Raw genomic sequence first — 16767 nt, 5'->3', positions numbered from 1 at the left:
TGGAGGTATGGCGTCACACCCGTTCTCCCGCACACTGAAGCCCACATCCTCAGCACGGGACGCTCCGAACTCGACAGGAATAGCAATGGAAACCACTGCGATAGAGACCCTTCCAGACACCACCACAGAGGATTACGAGCGGATTCTCTCGGCCGCGGAGACCGCCGCGACGTCACTCGCCCGAACGGACCCGAGCCGACGGGCACAGATTCTGCGGTCGATGGCCGACACACTCGACGCAAACGGCGCGGAATTGGTGCCGCTGGCGGCCGCCGACAGTTCGCTCCCCGAGGCTCGCCTTCGCGGCGAAGTCTCGCGAACCACGATGCAGCTTCGAATGTTCGCCGATGTCGTCGAAGAGGGCTCCTGGCTGGAGGCCATCATCGACACAGCCGATCCGGACGCGCATCCCGCTCCGCGCCCCGATCTGCGGCGGATGCTTGTACCCACCGGACCCGCCGCGGTGTTCGGTGCGAGTAACTTTCCGTTCGCGTTCGGGCTCGGGGGCGGAGATACCGCGTCCGCATTGGCCGCCGGCTGTCCCGTCGTCGCGAAAGCGCATCCCGCTCAGCCGCGATTGACCGCCGCCTACGCGCGGGCGATCGACGAGGGACTTCGTGCGGGCGGCGCCCCGGACGGCACGTTCGGGGTAGTGCAGGGCGCGGACGTCGGACGTCTGCTCGTTCAGGATCCGCGCATCACGGCCGTCGGATTCACCGGTTCGACATCGGGTGGCCGGGCTCTTGCAGACCTGGCAGCCGGTCGGCCGTACCCTATCCCGTTTTACGGCGAGCTCGGCAGTATCAACCCGGTGTTCGTGACACCTGCTGCGGCTGCGGAACGGTCGGGAAAGATTGCGGGCCAATTCCTCGAATCATTACTCCTCGGCGCCGGTCAGTTCTGTACCAAACCGGGGATTCTGTTCGTCCCCGACCAGAGTTCGATCGAGTGGCTCGTCCGAACTGCGGTCGCGGACGATTCTTTCCGTCTGCTGCACAGAGGAATTCGCCAATCGTTCCTCGATGTGTCCCGGGAGATCCTCGAGCACCCGGACGTCCGGCCGGTGTCATCGCCCGAGCAGAGCGATCTGGACGATCTGTCGGTCCGCCCGGTGATCGGCGTGACCGACGCTCGGGCGTTGCATCGAAACTCACAGGCCCTGATCAAAGAGTGCTTCGGTCCATTCGGATTGATCGTGACTTACACATCGGTCGCGGAACTTCACGCGACGATGGCTGTCCTGCCGGGCACGCTGACGGCGACCGTCCACGGCACCGACGATGACCACGATGCCGCAGCACTGCTCGACGCGCTTGCGCGCTACGCGGGGCGCGTCATCTGGAACGGATGGCCCACCGGTGTCGCCGTCAGTTGGGCCCAGCACCACGGTGGTCCGTACCCCGCCACCAACTCTGTTCACACGTCAGTCGGAGCTACCGCAATTCGGAGGTTCCTGCGGCCGGTCGCATACCAATCGGTGCACGAAGCGCATCTGCCTCCCGCACTCGTCGACGCGAACCCGTGGGGTATCCCACGCCGGGTGAACGGCCATCTGTCGTAGGGCCCACGGCCCGTGCATTTTCTGGGTGCACCAAGCTGCCCCCAAGAGAGAGCTCTGCCGATTCACCGCTGCCATCTGACGGCCCGGCCACGGCGAGGAAGCCCCTTCCGGAATGCGAGGATGCAGCGGCGGGGTGGTCAGGTCCGGGCGCGATGTCGGTGAGCCGCTGCTGGGGGACATGTCGTTCCCACTGCTCAACACGGGTAATGGTTGCAGTATTTCGAAGGTTCCAAAGTTGGAGCAGTGCGGCGCGCAGCTGGCGGAGACGATTTCGTGATCGGTGGTGACTCGGGGATTGGGGTGCGCGAGGTCGGCGAGCTGGTGCTCGGCGTCCGCAACGAAATCGGCTGTATGTCTGTTCGGGCTAGCCGGAGGTGGCCGAAGGTTCTGTGGGTATGGGGGATCGCGATGGCGTCTGAGTCCACGTCTGCCGGCGGGTAGACCCACGTTGTCGGCGGCGGTGTCAGGATCATCGGTGATGACCACGGCCTCATCGGCGATGGTCGAGCCGTGGGAAGCATTCGCGGAGCCGATGACCGACCGCTTACTGGTGGCGATCACGTCTGTGTGCAGGTTCGGCGACGATAGGACCCGGACACCGGCCTAGACATAGTACGCGAGCGCAATCGGCGAGGTCACGTGCGCGCACCGCGTCGCGGAAGGTGTACACGACGAGGGTGTCACCTGCACGCCTCGGCAGCAGAGTGGGTGCATCCTCGCCAGGTAGGTGATCGCGGCGTTCGGCCGTGGACCGCGGGTGCGTTGGCGCATCGTCGAGGCTTGCCGCAGCAGGGTCGCATTCCACACGCTGACGTCGTCCGGCATGCGCAGCGAGGTGCGGCGATCGAACGCATGGGCGGTGTCGATGTCGTTGCTGCCAGGATCGGGCGGTCCCGCTCCGCTGCGTCCCGATACCGGTCCGGGGAGACGAACGAGTTGGGGGCCGAAGCCAGCAAGAAGCTCGAGAACGTCACGGCCCAGGACATCATGAAGCGCGCGGGCGTGCTGCGTCCGGACGGAACACCGAAGACAGCGGTCGTCCGGGACTTGGGCGGAGTCATGTTCCGCAACACGCCGACGAGGGATATGACTACTGGGTCCGCACCTTGGATTTCGCGAAACTCGGACACACCGTCACCAGCGACGAGTCCCGCGAACTTGCCGCCGCGCTGGCTAACGACGATCACGCCCGAGTGCGCTGCAACCAACAATACGACGGCCTCCCTCGGGAGTCCTTCGTGTCGTTGGGAAGTGGGTATCAGTGTGTGGTGGTGTCGGGAGGTTCCGGTGCCGGGTCGGCGACCGTGATCCTTCCGCCGTCCTCGTCGACGAAGTACAGGACGACTGCGCCGATCATCGGTCCGACGGCGAGGGCGGAGAACGCCGCCAGGAACGAGCCGGTGGCGGAGAAGACCGCGCCGATCGCGAGAGGGACGAGAGTGCTGGCGATCTGCCAGAAGGCGTTGGAGGCGCCGGCGGCGGTACCGTGACCCCGCTCGAAACCAGACGCGGAATCATCGCGACGATCAGCGGCAGGTATCCGTATCCGACCAGGCCGAGGACGGGTGCCGCAATCAGGAGCGCCGGGACGTTGTCCAGGGTGCCGAAGAAGATCAGGATCACGGCGAACAGCGCGAGGATGACGATTGCGGGCTTTCGGGCGCTGCCGACTTTGTCGCCGAGCATTCCGATGAGGGGCTTGCTGAACACCGCCACGCCCGCGAAGATGGCCACGATGAATCCGGCGGTGGTGCTGGAGACTCCATGTCCTTTGATGAGGAGGGCGTCAGACCAGGTGACGAATCCGTATGTGCCCCAGAAGCCGCCGAACCCCGCGAGTGAGAGCAGCATCAGGTCACGGTTGGTGGTCAGTGTCTTCCAGGCGGAGGGGCGTTTGCCGTCACGGTTCGTGGCGCGTTGGTTGACGACCGGTCCCGGTCGGATGATTACATAGCAGGCGACTGCGGTCACGACCGAGATGGCACCGAAAAGATGGTAGGAGGCGTGCCAGCTGTAGTGGTTGATCATCCATGGGACGACGGTGTTGGCGATGACGGTGCCGAGTGAGGTGGCGGAGGTGAACAGTCCCATGACTTTGCCGAGTTATTTGGGCTTGAACCAACTTGCAAAATTGCCTGCTGACAGCGACCTCGCGCGGTCGATCGCGGTCCTCGCGCGCGCCGCCCAGGATGCGATCTGGCGGCGAACCAAGGCCACGCAGGAGCTGCGGGCACTCCTGCGCGAGTACTACCCGGGCTTCCTGGCGGCATTCGCCGGCAGCGGGCACACCAACCTCGCAACGCCCGACGCCCGCGCGATACTCGCCATCACACCGACCCCGGCGCAGGGCGCACGGTTGACCAAGGCCCGCATCGTCACCGCGCTGCGTCGGGCGGGCCGACGCCGTCGGCTCGACGACACCGCCACCCGCATCCTTCGGCGCGCTCCGCCGCCCGCAGTTGCGGCAACCGGCACTGGTCGAGCAGGCACTCGGCCGGCAGGCTCGGGCCCTGCTCGGCACCTTGAATACTGAATGCGCGAACGCCGACGACCTCAATGGGGCGGCGTCCGAGGCGTTTCGGCAAGAGCCGGACCACCGGGTCAGCACCAGCTTCCCGGGACTGGGGGAGGCGACCGGCGCCCGGGTACTGGCCGAGATCGGTGACGACCGCGGCCGGTTCGCCGATGCCCGTGGGCTCAAGGCCTTCGCCGGCTCTGCACCGGTGACCAGGGCGTCTGGGCGCAGCATCTGCGTGATTCACCGGCACGTGAAGAACAACAGGCTCGCTGCCGTGGGCTTCGTATGGGCTTTCGCTGCGATCCCGCGACCAGGCCCGATCAACGACCATTACGACCGACGCCGAACGCAGGGCGATCGGCACGCCGCCGCACTGCGCAATCTCTTCAACCGACTTCTGGGCCAGCTCTACCACTGTCTTCGAACCGGCCAAACTTACGAGGAATCGAAGGCGTTCCCCGGCTCGGCCCACCCAGTCGAACCCACCGCCGCTTGACTCCTACGCTGATCGGATCCCTATCAGCGGTCCATCGACGCCACCAGGTTCGGCGACACCACCCCCGGATCATTCGAGAGACAGGGGCAAGAAGTCATACGGAACATGGCGACCGCAGTCCCGCGGAACGGGACCACGAAGACGGTAACGGGTCGGACGTCCTCGGCGACGTCTGGTGGCAGTGTGCAGCCCCGGTGTACGAGGTCGGCGGTGTTCTCGACGAGCCGGACCGTTCGCATGAGGAGCGGTTTCGGCAGCCGGACGGTGGGGAGGTCGCCGTCGTGGTCTCGGGTCAGGACATCGAGGGTGGAGAACAGTGCCATCGCTGGTGCCGGCTTGTCGGGACCGTTGTTGGTGCCGGCGAGGGCGGCGATCGTCGCACCGAGGTGGGCAGGGGCATGGCGATGGTGCGGGGCAGGGTCAGCAGGTCGGCGCCGGGTGCCTCTTCCTTGATGCACAGGGCCAGTTCGCGGGCGAGGGTGCGCAGTGCGTGAGGATCGAAGTACCGGCGGGCGGTGCGTTCGGTGATGTGCATCTGCTCGGCTACGGCGGCGGCGACTCGGTCGGTGAGCAGGTCCTCGAGTCGGTCGGTGGGGACGGTCAGACCGATGCGTGCCAGCTCCTCACCGAGGGCGGAGGCCGTCGTCCTCACCCATGATGATGGTCGTGGCATCGGGGTCTCCTGATCCGAGCGTTCCGCCACACCTGGTTTTTCTACCTGGGCCCTCGGTGTGGCGGCGGCAGGCGGCTGGAAATGTCACGACCCGGAGCCGGGCACGCACATATCGTCCTGGATTTACGGGGGCGCCGTTGCAAGTGCCGCCAGTATCGAGCCTCATGTTCAGTTTCCGGCCTGAGCGTGTTCCGGCCTGAGCGTGCGCGCGACGGGCCGCCTCGATCAGAGCTTCTGCGGCACGCTCAGCGCGCTTCGATTCGGTACGGCTCGTCGGCGCGTATCGGCGTAACCGGATCGGGTCTTGAGCCCGCGCAGTGTCAGCACACTGAGGTGCTTCGCCGTGGCAACAGATGACCTCCGATGCTGCGATGCCCGCGTGCACCCATAACGTCACGATCGCATCATCCCCACCGTCCGGCTGGCCAGTGTGGGGTGTTCACGGGACTGGGGCATCGACCCATTCCCGGTAGAACGGCGGCATCTCGGATGCCTTTCCACGGAAGCTGGGTGGGCGCTTGTCGAGGAAGGCGCGCACGCCGTCGGCCCCGTCGGCGATGCTGGTGTAGAACATGGCCAGGGAATCGACGCGATGAGCTTCTACCGGGTGCGGCGCTGCGGAATTGCGCAGCATCATCTGGCGCATGAGTGCCACCGACACCGGCGACCGGTCGCGTGTCCACGCGTCCGCCAGCGCTCGTGCCGCACCGAGCAGCGCATCGGGTTCGTAAACGGCCTGCGCCAGCCCGACTGCGTGTGCGGCGTCGGCGTCGAGGATGTCGGCCCGGTACACCAGATCGAGTGCCGCGGGCATGCCGACGAGCCGGGGCAGAAACCACGTCGAGCACGCTTCCGGCACGATCCCGAGTTTGCCGAACACCAGCCCGAACCGCGCCCTGTTCGACAACAGGCGCGCGTCCATCGCCAACGTCATGGTCGCTCCGATCCCGACGGCCGCACCGTTGATCGCGGCGATCACCGGTTTCCGGCAGGCGTGGATCGCAAGAGTGACACGGCCACCGGTATCGCGGATTCGGTGCAGCCCCGGGTCGCCGAGATCGTGCATGTCGGCGAGGGACGGCGTCTTCGACTCGTCGAGACCGAACACGTTTCCTTCGCTCGACAGGTCCATGCCGGCGCAGAACGCGCGTCCCTCCCCGGTGACAATCACCGCTCGGACCTCGTCGTTATCGTTCACCGACACGAAGGTGTGCTCGAGTTCGTCGGCCATCTCGACGGTGAATGCGTTGAGGTGGTCGGAACGGTCGAGCACGACAGTGAGGATGCCGTCCTCGATCTCGTGGCGGATGGTGGTGTATTCCATGATTGTTCCTTGCCTACATGTCAGGTGAGGTCGGCGGCGATCCTGCGGATGGCGGCTTCGGCGTCGCTCACGATGTCCGAGATGATCGTCTTACAGGGCAGGACGGTCTCGATGAGGCCCTGGGACTGGCCAGCCCACCACATTCCGCCGTCCATGTCGCCGTTCTGCAACACCTCGGTGCGTCCGCGTACCCCGGATGCGAGGTGCGCGACATCGGCGAATTCTGCGCCCGGCCGGGCCGAAAGGGTTGCGATCTCCTCGGAAATCGAATTCCGGGCCACACGAGCGGTGTTGCGGAACTCCCGGAACACGAGGATGGTCTGGCGTTCGTCGTTGGCGACGATCTGGGCCTTGACGTTCGGATGCACGGGCGCTTCGTCGCTCGCGACGAACCGGGTGCCCATATTGATCGCGGAAGCCCCGAGGGCGAGTGCTGCTACGAGCCCGTCCCCGGTGGCGAACCCGCCGCTGGCGATGATCGGGATGTCGAGGACGCGGGCCGCGGCGGGGATGAGGATGAGCCCCGGGATGTCCTCGTTGCCGGGGTGGCCGGCGCACTCGAACCCGTCGATGCTCACCGCGTCGGCGCCCATTGATTGGGCCTTCACGGCGTGCCGAACTGCCACCGCCTTGTGGATGACCTTGATTCCTGCGGCCTTGAACGCGGCGACGTGCTCCTGGGGATTGCTGCCGGCGGTCTCGACGATAGTTATGCCGCTGTCGATAATTGCAGCGCGGTACTCGTCGTAGGGGACGGGATTGACCGTCGGGAGAAGAGTGAGGTTGACGCCGAACGACTTGTCGGTCATCTCGCGGCACCGGGCGATCTCGGCGGTGAGTGCTTCGGGTGTGGGTTGGGTCAATGCGGTGAGGAACCCGAGTCCGCCGGCCTCGGCGACGGCGGAGATCAGCTCCGCGGTGCCCACGCCGGTCATACCCCCGCACACAACGGGGTGTTCGACACCGAAAATCTCGGTGAAACGTGTATTCAGCATGGTCACGGCCTTCCTGCGTGCGGAACGTCGACGGTCGTCGAGAAGACCTTGGCCTCCCGTGCGGCACTGCGCTTGGCCTCGTCGAAATCCGGTGCGACGGAGAGGAACAGGGTTCGTCCGTCGTCTCCGCCGAGGGCGACCGCGAACACGCCGAGCGGTGCGGTGCTCACCTCGTCGAGGACGACTCCGCCCTCACCCAATCGGACCGCGCGTTGGTTGACGCAGTCGGCGATCCAGATAGCGCCCTCGGCGTCGAGGGCCTGGCCGTCGGGGGCGATCGTGCATGCCGCGAGCCGCTTCTCGACGTTCGGTTCGTCGCCGAGGTCTCCGAAGGAGGCGAAATCTTCTCGGTGGCCGAGTGTTCCGCCACTTGCGATGTCGAACCTGGAGATGCGGTTGCCGAACAGTTCGTTGACGTAGAGCGTCTTTCCGTCCGGGGAGATGCACATGCCGTTCGGGAAGGACAGCCCGTCGGCGGCCACGCGGGAGGTGCCGTCGGTGTCGACGAGGACGACGACGCCGTGCTCGTGGTCGGCGCCGCCCATGAGGTCGAACCCGAATTCGCCGACGTATGCCTGTCCGTTCGCGGCGACCACCATGTCGTTGGCGTAGCCGCGGCAGTGGACGGAGATGTCGGCGTGTTCGACGAGCGAGCCGTCGGGTTCTCTGCGGAGGATTTTGCGGTCCTTCATCGAGACGACGAGCATGCGTCCGTCGGGGAGCCAGCCGAGACCGGAGGGCTGGTGGTCGACGGTACAGACCCGTTCGATGGATCCGTCGGCGTTCACGACGTTGACCGAGTGGGTGTAGAAGTCCACGAACCACAGCCGGCCCTCATGCCAGCGGGGTCCCTCGGTGTAGGTGAAGCCCGCCGCGATCTCGGTGAGCTGAGGATCGGACATGTCGGTACCTCTTTCCTGGGTTCTGCTCGTGCCACGTGCCGTGCCATCCGTCGAAGGTCGATTGACACGTACGGGTGGTGTGAGCCCAGTCTCGCGACGTGCGCTGTGGTGTGGGTGTCCCACAACGCAACAGTGCGTTGCAGAGCGGCGTGTGGATCCGGGTGCTGTCGCGAATTCGGACGGTCTGCAGGGCGGTTCGGCATGGACGCTGGTCGCACGCTCACCCACCGGATCCGGAGGAATACCGCCATGCTCGCCACGATGATGGATCGTCCACTGCTGATCAGCTCGCTGCTGTGGCACGCCGAGAACGTCTTCGCCGACCGGGTCGGGGTTTCATGCGACGCCGGCCGCGGCGACCGGGAGTTCACCTACCGCGATCTCGGCGCGGCCACCCGCCGGTTCGCCGGTGCGTTCGACGACCTGGGAATCGGGTTCGGGACGAGGGTTGCGACGCTGGCGTGGAACACCTTCGGACACCTGGTTGCCTACTATGCCGTTCCGGCGTCCGGGGCGATCCTGCACACTGTCAACCACCGGGTGTCGCCCGACCACATCGCCTATACGATGGACAAGGCCGAGGACGAGGTGGTCCTGATCGACGCCGACCTGCTGCCGGTGCTCACCGAAGTCCTCCCGCGCCTGCCGCGCATCCGGCACGTGGTCGTTTTCGGCACTCTCGACGGCATCGATCGCGCACTGTCTGCGACGGTGACGTGGTGGTCGTTTGATCGGCTCCTGCACGATGCCGAACCGATCGAGGAGTTTCCGGAGTTCGACGAGACCACCGCTGCGTCGATCTGCTTCACTTCCGGTACCACCGGGTTGCCCAAGGGAGTGGTGTACAGCCACCGCAGCACCGTGCTGCATGCCCTGGCGATCAGTGCGTCCGGTGGTGTCGCGATCGAGGGGTCACGCTCGTATCTGCTGGCCACGCAGATGTCCCACGTCCACAGCTGGGGTGTTCCACACGCGGGGGTGCTGCAGGGCGCCCGTCTCGTCCTTCCCGGGCCGCACCCCTCGCCGGCCGAGCTGCTGCGGATCACGACGGAGCAGACCCCGGACGTGGTCGTCGGTGCACCGGCCGTTGCCGCGCTCATGCGCGAGCGGTTCGACGCCGAGCCCGCCCGCTACGACCTCGGGAGCGTGCACACCCTGTGGCTGGGCGGTCAGGTACCGCCGTCGGGGCTGGTGAACTGGTGGGCCGCGCACGGAGTCTCGACCGTCAACGGGTGGGGTATGACCGAGACCTCGCCGATGGGGACCTTCAGTCACGTCCCGGCGAGCCAGGGGCGGCCCCTGCCGCTGTTCCAGGTGCGCATCGTCGACGAGGACGGGCGAAGTCTACCGTGGAACGGGTTCACCACCGGTGAGCTCGAAGCTCGCTCACCGTGGGTGACCGGCACGTACCTCGACGACGACCGTACCGGCGACGCGTTCGACGACGGTTGGTTGCGGACCGGCGACGTCGCGGTGATCCACCCCGACGGTCAGGTCGAGATCCGCGATCGGGTCAAGGACCTCATCAAGAGCGGCGGGGAGTGGATCTCCTCCGTCGAGTTGGAGAACACGCTGCTGCTGCACCCGGCCGTGCTCGAGGCCGCTGTCATCGCGGTGCCGCACGAGACGTGGCAGGAACGCCCCGTCGCGTGGGTCCGGCTGACCGACGACGTCTCCGACGACGGACTGCGGGCGCATCTGGCGGCGACCCTGCCGAAATTCTGGCTTCCGGACACGTTCGTGCGGGTGGACGAGGTCCCCAAGACGTCGGTGGGCAAGCTCGACAAGGCGCGGATGCGGCAGCGGTGGCGCGCGGGCGTCGAGGTGTAGCGTTCTGGGACACTCACAGCTGATGTGACCTCGGTTACATAATGGGGGTACTGGCTGCGATGTGTTCCGAGATGGTGATGTGTGGTGACCGACTGGATCCGCGCGCTGGTGGATGATCGTGACATCGACGCGCACGAGGGTGCTCCATTGGGGTTGCGGCCGGAGATCGAGCAGTCGTGGCGCCGGTGCCGTGCGATCGGGGCGGCGGCGGACGGCTCTCGGTTGCGGTTCGTCGACGACACGCGCACCGACTCGAAGCTCGTCCGTGCTGCACGCCCCGTGGTGGATCGGTTGGCCGAGCAGCTCGCGGATGTGCCGGTGACGATTCTGTTGGCCGATCAGGACGCCACCATCGTCGACCGGCGCACGGGGGGTGAGATCCCTGCTCGGGCGTCTCGACCGCGCCCAGGTCGCGCCGGGTTTCATGTTCTCCGAACAGTACGCGGGTACCAACGGCATCGGCACCGCGCTCGAGGAACGCAAAGCCTTCCGGGTGCGCGGCGACGAGCACATGCTCGAGTCCCTGCAGTCGCTAGTGTGCGTCGGCTCGCCGATCGTCGACCCGGTCTCACGCATGGTAACGGGCATCCTCGACATCACGTGCAACATCGACCAGGTCAGCGACCTGATGGCCCCGCTGATCCTCTCCGCTGTCCGGGACGTCGAAGAGCGGCTCTTCGCTCAGTCCGCGAGAAGCGAGCAGGTTCTGCTGCGCGAATACATGCGCAGCAAGCGCCGCGGCAACGCCGCGGTGGTGGCGATGGCCGCGACACCGTGATCGCGACTCCGACGGCGTCGCGGCTGATGAACTCGACCGACCAGATGATGATCTGGGACTGGATCAGCAGCCACCTGGGCACCAGGCAGGAATGGGAGGGCCCACTGCGCTTCGCTGAGGGCATCGACGTGCGGGTTCATGCCCGTCGGGTAGGCGAATCGGGAGATTCGCTCAGTGCGATTCTCGAACTGCGTCCGATGGCTTCCTCCGCGCACTTCCGCCCTCGGACGGCCGTAGCTCCCGCGTCGCATCGGGGTCCTTCCGTCGAGCCCGTGGGGCGGATCGTCGGCCGTAGTCTGGCCACGTACCGGCTGCAAAGCCGCATCGGCGAGATCGCGGGCACGGTGGGTCCGGTCCTGGTGACCGGCGAGTCCGGGGTCGGCAAGTCGCATGTCGCCCGGCACATCCAGCAGCGGTAGGGGCGCGGTGGCGATGTCTTCGTGATCGACGGTTCCACGTTGACTCCGACCGCTGTCGCGGACCTGCGCGCACGCCTGTCAAACAATGCCCCGTGGATCGTCGAGCACGTGGACGAGGTATCGGGCGACGCGGTCGCTCCCACGCGCCGGCTGCTGGACGCCGCCGCCGAGATGGCCGCGCCGCTGGTCGCGACTGCGACCGCGACCGCACCGGGCGGTGGCCACCAGCTCGACACCCACGTGCGCCGGAGCGTGTCCGTGCTGCCATTGCGGCAGCGGATCGAGGACCTCGACGACCTCGCGCGGGAGCTCCTCACCGCCCAGCTCCCAGAGCGTCCCACGCCGCAACTGCAGCCGGCCGCGCATCGAGCGCTGATCGCCCACCACTGGCCGGGCAACGTCCGCGAGCTCGATGCCGTGCTGTCGACGGCTGTCTCGAGGTCGATGGGGTTCGACATCAGACTCGAGCACCTCCCTGACGACTATCGCGCACTCGGGTCGGGTCGACAGCTCACCTCCCTCGAACGCAGCGAGCGGGAAACGATCGTGCGTGCCCTCGACGAAGCCGACGGCAACAAGTCCCTCGCCGCAGATCGGCTCGGGGTCGCGCGGTCGACGCTGTACCGCGAGATTCGCGCGCTCGGTCTGGAGAACGAACGCTTCGGATCCTGACCTCGGGAGCCCCTGTCGCATATCGGGACATCCCAGTCCGGCTCGGAGCGGACACGATGGGCGCAGGACGGGCGACCCTCGGTTACCCGGCTCCTCGCGCCACCTCATCAGGCGGTGACGTCGGACCGACCCGAAGGGATGATCAACGATGAAACGCACAGTCTACGGCGACGACCACGAGGCCTACCGGGACTCCGTCCGTCAGTTCCTGGTGCGGTATTTCGAACCGCGCGCCGAGCACATCCGGGCCGATAAAGCGCTGCCCCGGGACTTCTGGCTCGAAGCCGGCAAACACGATCTGCTCGGTCTCGAAGTCCCGGCCGAGTACACAGGTGGCGACGCGGGCGACTACCGCTTCAACGCGGTGCTCATCGAGGAGTTGGCCAAGGTCAACGCAGCTCTGGCGTCGAGTGTCAGTATCCACTGTGACGTCGTGGCGCCATATCTGGTGCAGCTGACCACCGACGAGCAGAAGGTTCGGTGGCTGCCGGGAGTGTGCTCGGGTGAGGTGCTCACTGCAATCGGCATGACCGAGCCCGCCGGAGGTTCGGACCTGGCTGCGCTCAAGACCACTGCAGTTCGCGACGGCGACGGCTGGTTGCTGTCGGGTGCGAAGACGTTCATCACCAATGGGTATTCGGCGGATCTGGTGGTGATCGCGGCGCGGACCTCGCCGGAGAAGAAGGCCAAGGGCATCACTCTCTTCGGCGTTGAGACGTCCCTGCCCGGATTCGAGCGTGGCCGTAAACTCGACAAGGTCGGCCAGGACGAAGCGGACACCGCAGAATTGTTCCTCGACAACGTGCGGGTCACCGACGCCCACGTGATCGGTGAGCTCGATCGCGGGTTCATTCACATGATGTCGTTCCTACCCCAGGAACGATTGGGATGTGCCGTCTCCAACCTCGCACATGCTGCGCAGATCCTCGTCGAGACCGTCGACTACTGCCGGGAGAGAACGGCGTTCGGCCAATCGATTGGAACCTTCCAGCACAACAAGTTCCTGATCGCCGACCTGGTGACGCAGATCGAGGTCACGCAGGCGTATGTCGATCAGTGCGTCGCGGCGCACGCGGCCGGTGAGCTCACCTCCGTCGATGCGGCGAAGGCGAAGTGGTGGACCGCCGACGTGCAGAACCGGGTGATTGACCACTGCGTGCAGCTGCACGGTGGCTATGGCTACATGAATGAGTACCGGGTGGCGCGGGCGTGGCGGGATGCGCGCGTCTCGAGGATCTGGGCGGGTTCGAACGAGATCATGAAGGAACTGATCGGCCGCGATCTCGGATTCTGAACCCGGATAACGTTCTGGCACTGAATATGTGGATGCAACCTGGCGTGTGTCCGTGATTCGATTTCGGACACTTCACATCACACGATCGCTTCTAACGTCTTAAGTGTCCGGGCGGGAATACACGTCCCGGGAAATCTCGAGGAGGAACGACATGACGGCATCCCAGGCCGACACGGCCACCCGCACCGGCAAACACTCGAACAACGACGTGCTCGACGTCCTGATCATCGGTGGAGGCTTCTCCGGCCTGTATGCGCTGGACCGGATTCGCGACCTCGGCTTCACCGCCAAGGTCTGGGACGCCGCTGGCGGACTCGGCGGAATCTGGTGGTGGAACTGCTATCCCGGCGCGCGCACCGACAGCACAGGGCAGATCTACCAGTTCTCGCACAAAGACCTGTGGAAGAAGTACGACTTCGCTGAACTGTATCCAGGGCACGACGGAGTCCGAAATTACTTCGAATATGTCGACTCACAACTGGATCTCACCCGCGACGTCGTGTTCGACACCTTCGCCGAGTCCTGCACATGGGACGAGGAGACCCGGCAGTGGACCGCGCGGTCCGCGGACGGCAAGGTGCAGAATGCGCGTCAGGTGATCGTCGCGACCGGATTCGGTGCCAAGCCGCTGTATCCGAACCTCGAGGGGCTCGACTTGTTCGCCGGCGACTGCTACCACACCGCTCGCTGGCCGCAGGAAGGCGTCGACATGACGGGCCGCAAGGTCGTCGTCATGGGCACCGGGTCCAGCGGCGTGCAGGTCGTCCAGGAAGCCGGTCACGTCGCCGAACACGTCACGGTGTTCCAACGCACCCCGAACCTGGCGATTCCTATGCAACAACGTGCACTCACGCACGACGACAACGAACAGTTCCGGAAGGGACTGCCCGAGCGGTTCGAGGCACGTTACAAGGCCTTTGCTGGATTCGACTTCGACTTTCTGCCGCAGAACGCCGCCGACCTGAGCATGGAGGAACGCGACGCGATCTACGAGAAGATGTGGGCGGAGGGTGGTTTCGAGATGTGGCTCGGAAACTTCCAGGACATCCTCGTCGACGAGGACGCCAACCGCACGTTCTACGACTTCTGGCGCAACAAGGTCCTCGAGCGGGTCACCGATCCGAAGAAGGCCGCGATCGTGGCGCCCGAGACACCGCCGCACCCCTACGGCGTCAAGCGCCCCTCCCTCGAGCAGGACTACTTCGACGTCATCAACCAGAGCAACGTCGAGGTAATCGACTCCAACCTGACCCCGATCCGCCGGGTGCTGCCCCACGGGATCGAGACCGACGACGGCGTCATCGAATGCGACCTGCTCGTACTGGCCACGGGCTTCGACAACAACAGCGGCGGCATCATGGCCATCGACATCACCGGCGTCGACGGATTGAGTATCCAGGACAAGTGGAAGTCCGGCGTCGACACCTGCATGGGCCTGTCCACCCGCGGGTTCCCGAACATGATGTTCCTCTACGGCCCCCAGAGTCCATCCGGCTTCTGCAACGGCCCGACCTCCGCCGAGTACCAAGGTGAGATCGTCGTCGAGTTCCTCCAGCACCTGCGCGACAACGGCATTACACGATTCGAGAACACCGAAGAATCGGAGAAGCAGTGGCGTGCACACGTCGACGAACTGTTCGTCAACTCGATGTTCACGAAAGCCCGCTCGTGGTACTGGGGCGCGAATGTGCCCGGTAAGCCTGCGCAGATGCTCAACTACTCGGGCGGTGTTCCCCAGTACTTCGCGCGGTGGGACAAGATCAAGGCCAACGGCTACGCCGCCTTCGAGACGAACTGACCGAAGTGTGGGCGCGTGGGTCACGGTGCATCTCCGTGGCTCACGCGGCGTCGTCCCGACCGTGCGTTGGGAGCGGCGGGTCGACGAGGATCGCCGCGGCCTCTGCCGGGTGTCGGACCGATGCCGAACCGGTCCGCTCCGGAAGATTCTGGGGATTGTCCCCGAAGGCGACCACACGATAGTCGAGCTGCCGGCCGTCGCGGACGGACGTGACCACGAGTCGACGATGGGGGACCGCCCTTGTCCACGGCGAGTAGGTAATGCGCATCGGAAGCGAGGGAGGTTGTCCAGGGCTCGGAAATCCAGGCCTGTTCTTCACCTTCGACGATGTCGAAGAACAGTTCGGCGATGTCGTGGAAGCGATCCAATTCCACTAGTTTGCCGGCAGGCCGGTTCGGGATGTAGCCGACCACATGCGGGACCCGGCGTGCCTTCCCAGTAGGACTTTGTTAGACGGTGGTGTGCCACAGGAATATCCGAGTGATCGCGGTGGGGAGAAAATCGGGTCAATGCGAACGCGGCCACTGACCCCGCGTCGGGTGGCGCGGACCAGTGCGCGAGGTCCGGTCTGCGGTTGCCGTGGCTGCGTTCGGTGGCGGTCAGGCCGCATTTCAGACGAAGCTTCCTGCCGCAGCACCCTTCATGGCAGGCCTACCGTGGGCAGCCTCCGGGTGAGGAATTGTCGGAAGTAGTCGACTTTCGGGGTGGTCACCAGCACCGGGAGCAGCAGATCCCACGCCATCGCCGTCCGCGTCGGCAGGGCGGCGGGGTTGTCGGTGGCCGTCGCCAGCAGGCGTGCCCCGGGCGAAGAGTTCCACCAGGAGCTGACCGACAGCGTCCGGATCAGTGTCCTCGCGCAGGTCACCCTCGTCGATTGCTCGGCGGGCCAGGAGTTGGTAGGTGGATATCCAGGTCGCGAAGGTGTCCGTCTCGGAACTGCGGTAGTCGCCCATTTCGGTGATGAGGCGGAAGGTTGCCCCCATCACCGCGTCGTTGAGGGCGGCGTCGACCGTGACGAAGGAGATCCCGAGCATGGCCTCGAATGCCGGCGTGGCGGAGTCGAGATACGGGGTGCACACGGCAGTGAACCGCCTCGTGCCTTCCTCGATGACGGCGCGGGCCAGTTCTTCCTTGGAGGCGTAGTGAAAGTACAGCGCCCCCTTGGTGGCCACGGCCTGGGTGAGGATCTCGCTCAGCTTCGTGTCTGCGTAGCCGTGGCGGGTGAACACCTCGGCCGCGGCGTACAGCAATGCGCGACGAGTGACTTCCGCCCGCTTCTGGGTGGCCATTCGCCTGCCCTTCGAGTACCGAGATCATCGACGGGACGGCTGTCGTGAACCGTCCTGAATGGGATTGAACGACGCCCTGCATATGCATACCCGATGTGGAGGTTCGTCGCATGATGTTCGGCGTGGCCCCCTCTGAGGCCGACTGGCCCCAGGACGTCGTCCCCAGCGCACCCCAGGAACGGGGGATTCAGGCGCAAGGTGTCGGCGCCCCGACATCG

The 16767-nt window shown here is 65.7% G+C and carries 16 protein-coding genes and 3 pseudogenes; 10 read left to right on the top strand and 9 right to left on the bottom strand.

Annotation, left to right across the window (positions count from 1 at the left end; all coding sequences use genetic code 11):
- Positions 1 to 85: 85 nt before the first annotated feature.
- Positions 86 to 1561, top strand: a complete 1476-nt coding sequence (locus tag PSR88_RS37425; protein ID WP_011599089.1) for an aldehyde dehydrogenase (NADP(+)) — start codon at positions 86 to 88, stop codon at positions 1559 to 1561.
- Positions 1562 to 1784: 223 nt separating this feature from the next.
- On the opposite strand, the pseudogene PSR88_RS37420 reads toward PSR88_RS37425, so the two are convergent.
- Positions 1785 to 2332 (bottom strand): annotated as a pseudogene (locus PSR88_RS37420) (hypothetical protein); the annotation flags it as partial.
- A gap of 9 nt (positions 2333 to 2341) precedes the next feature.
- Between PSR88_RS37420 and PSR88_RS37415 the strand changes: the two are divergent.
- A pseudogene (locus PSR88_RS37415) lies at positions 2342 to 2757 on the top strand (hypothetical protein); the annotation flags it as partial.
- 157 nt (positions 2758 to 2914) lie between these two features.
- On the opposite strand, the gene PSR88_RS37410 reads toward PSR88_RS37415, so the two are convergent.
- Positions 2915 to 3652, bottom strand: coding sequence for an MFS transporter (locus PSR88_RS37410; RefSeq protein ID WP_011599087.1), 738 nt, complete (start codon positions 3650 to 3652; stop codon positions 2915 to 2917).
- Positions 3653 to 3692: 40 nt separating this feature from the next.
- Here PSR88_RS37410 and PSR88_RS37405 point away from each other — a divergent pair, with 40 nt between their 5' ends.
- Positions 3693 to 4094, top strand: a complete 402-nt coding sequence (locus tag PSR88_RS37405) for an IS110 family transposase (RefSeq protein WP_237724236.1) — start codon at positions 3693 to 3695, stop codon at positions 4092 to 4094.
- Positions 4084 to 4575: an IS110 family transposase gene (locus PSR88_RS37400; RefSeq protein ID WP_011599085.1), complete on the top strand. Its 492-nt coding sequence runs from the start codon at positions 4084 to 4086 to the stop codon at positions 4573 to 4575. Before PSR88_RS37405 ends, PSR88_RS37400 begins: the two co-directional genes overlap by 11 nt.
- 23 nt (positions 4576 to 4598) lie before the next feature.
- On the opposite strand, the gene PSR88_RS37395 is transcribed toward PSR88_RS37400, so the two are convergent.
- The 5 genes from PSR88_RS37395 to PSR88_RS37375 form a co-directional block, all read right to left on the bottom strand.
- Positions 4599 to 4898: a hypothetical protein gene (locus PSR88_RS37395; RefSeq protein WP_016885011.1), complete on the bottom strand. Its 300-nt coding sequence runs from the start codon at positions 4896 to 4898 to the stop codon at positions 4599 to 4601.
- On the bottom strand, positions 4868 to 5248 hold the full coding sequence (locus PSR88_RS37390; RefSeq protein WP_011599083.1) for a hypothetical protein: 381 nt from the start codon (positions 5246 to 5248) through the stop codon (positions 4868 to 4870). Before PSR88_RS37390 ends, PSR88_RS37395 begins: the two co-directional genes overlap by 31 nt.
- A gap of 439 nt (positions 5249 to 5687) precedes the next feature.
- Positions 5688 to 6572 carry a crotonase/enoyl-CoA hydratase family protein gene (locus PSR88_RS37385; protein WP_007298971.1) on the bottom strand — a complete coding sequence of 295 codons (885 nt, stop codon included), beginning with the start codon at positions 6570 to 6572 and terminating at the stop codon, positions 5688 to 5690.
- 20 nt (positions 6573 to 6592) lie between these two features.
- Positions 6593 to 7567: an NAD(P)H-dependent flavin oxidoreductase gene (locus PSR88_RS37380; protein ID WP_174705516.1), complete on the bottom strand. Its 975-nt coding sequence runs from the start codon at positions 7565 to 7567 to the stop codon at positions 6593 to 6595.
- Between the two features lie 2 nt (positions 7568 to 7569).
- Positions 7570 to 8469, bottom strand: coding sequence for an SMP-30/gluconolactonase/LRE family protein (locus PSR88_RS37375; RefSeq protein WP_011599081.1), 900 nt, complete (start codon positions 8467 to 8469; stop codon positions 7570 to 7572).
- A gap of 201 nt (positions 8470 to 8670) precedes the next feature.
- Between PSR88_RS37375 and PSR88_RS37370 the strand changes: the two genes are divergently transcribed.
- The 6 genes from PSR88_RS37370 to PSR88_RS37345 all read left to right on the top strand — a co-directional run bounded on the left by PSR88_RS37370 (position 8671) and on the right by PSR88_RS37345 (position 15260).
- A complete protein-coding gene (locus PSR88_RS37370; protein ID WP_011599080.1) occupies positions 8671 to 10299 on the top strand; it encodes a long-chain fatty acid--CoA ligase in 1629 nt (542 codons plus the stop codon).
- A 373-nt stretch (positions 10300 to 10672) separates the two neighbouring features.
- Positions 10673 to 11077: a hypothetical protein gene (locus PSR88_RS37365; protein ID WP_083395506.1), complete on the top strand. Its 405-nt coding sequence runs from the start codon at positions 10673 to 10675 to the stop codon at positions 11075 to 11077.
- 26 nt (positions 11078 to 11103) lie between these two features.
- Positions 11104 to 11496, top strand: coding sequence for a sigma 54-interacting transcriptional regulator (locus PSR88_RS37360; RefSeq protein ID WP_143051356.1), 393 nt, complete (start codon positions 11104 to 11106; stop codon positions 11494 to 11496).
- 21 nt (positions 11497 to 11517) lie between these two features.
- On the top strand, positions 11518 to 12168 hold the full coding sequence (locus tag PSR88_RS37355; RefSeq protein ID WP_083395504.1) for a helix-turn-helix domain-containing protein: 651 nt from the start codon (positions 11518 to 11520) through the stop codon (positions 12166 to 12168).
- A gap of 148 nt (positions 12169 to 12316) precedes the next feature.
- A complete protein-coding gene (locus PSR88_RS37350; protein ID WP_011599079.1) occupies positions 12317 to 13462 on the top strand; it encodes an acyl-CoA dehydrogenase family protein in 1146 nt (381 codons plus the stop codon).
- A gap of 151 nt (positions 13463 to 13613) precedes the next feature.
- Positions 13614 to 15260, top strand: coding sequence for a flavin-containing monooxygenase (locus PSR88_RS37345; protein WP_011599078.1), 1647 nt, complete (start codon positions 13614 to 13616; stop codon positions 15258 to 15260).
- A 40-nt stretch (positions 15261 to 15300) separates the two neighbouring features.
- On the opposite strand, the gene PSR88_RS37340 is transcribed toward PSR88_RS37345, so the two are convergent.
- Positions 15301 to 15477 carry a hypothetical protein gene (locus PSR88_RS37340; RefSeq protein WP_157234286.1) on the bottom strand — a complete coding sequence of 59 codons (177 nt, stop codon included), beginning with the start codon at positions 15475 to 15477 and terminating at the stop codon, positions 15301 to 15303.
- 423 nt (positions 15478 to 15900) lie between these two features.
- Positions 15901 to 16549, bottom strand: a pseudogene (locus PSR88_RS37335) (ScbR family autoregulator-binding transcription factor).
- Between the last annotated feature and the right edge of the window lie 218 nt (positions 16550 to 16767).

Source organism: Rhodococcus sp. DK176, assembly GCF_038447315.2.
Classification (GTDB): Bacteria; Actinomycetota; Actinomycetes; order Mycobacteriales; family Mycobacteriaceae; genus Rhodococcus_F; species Rhodococcus_F jostii_A.
This window is presented reverse-complemented; position numbering and strand designations above follow the sequence as displayed.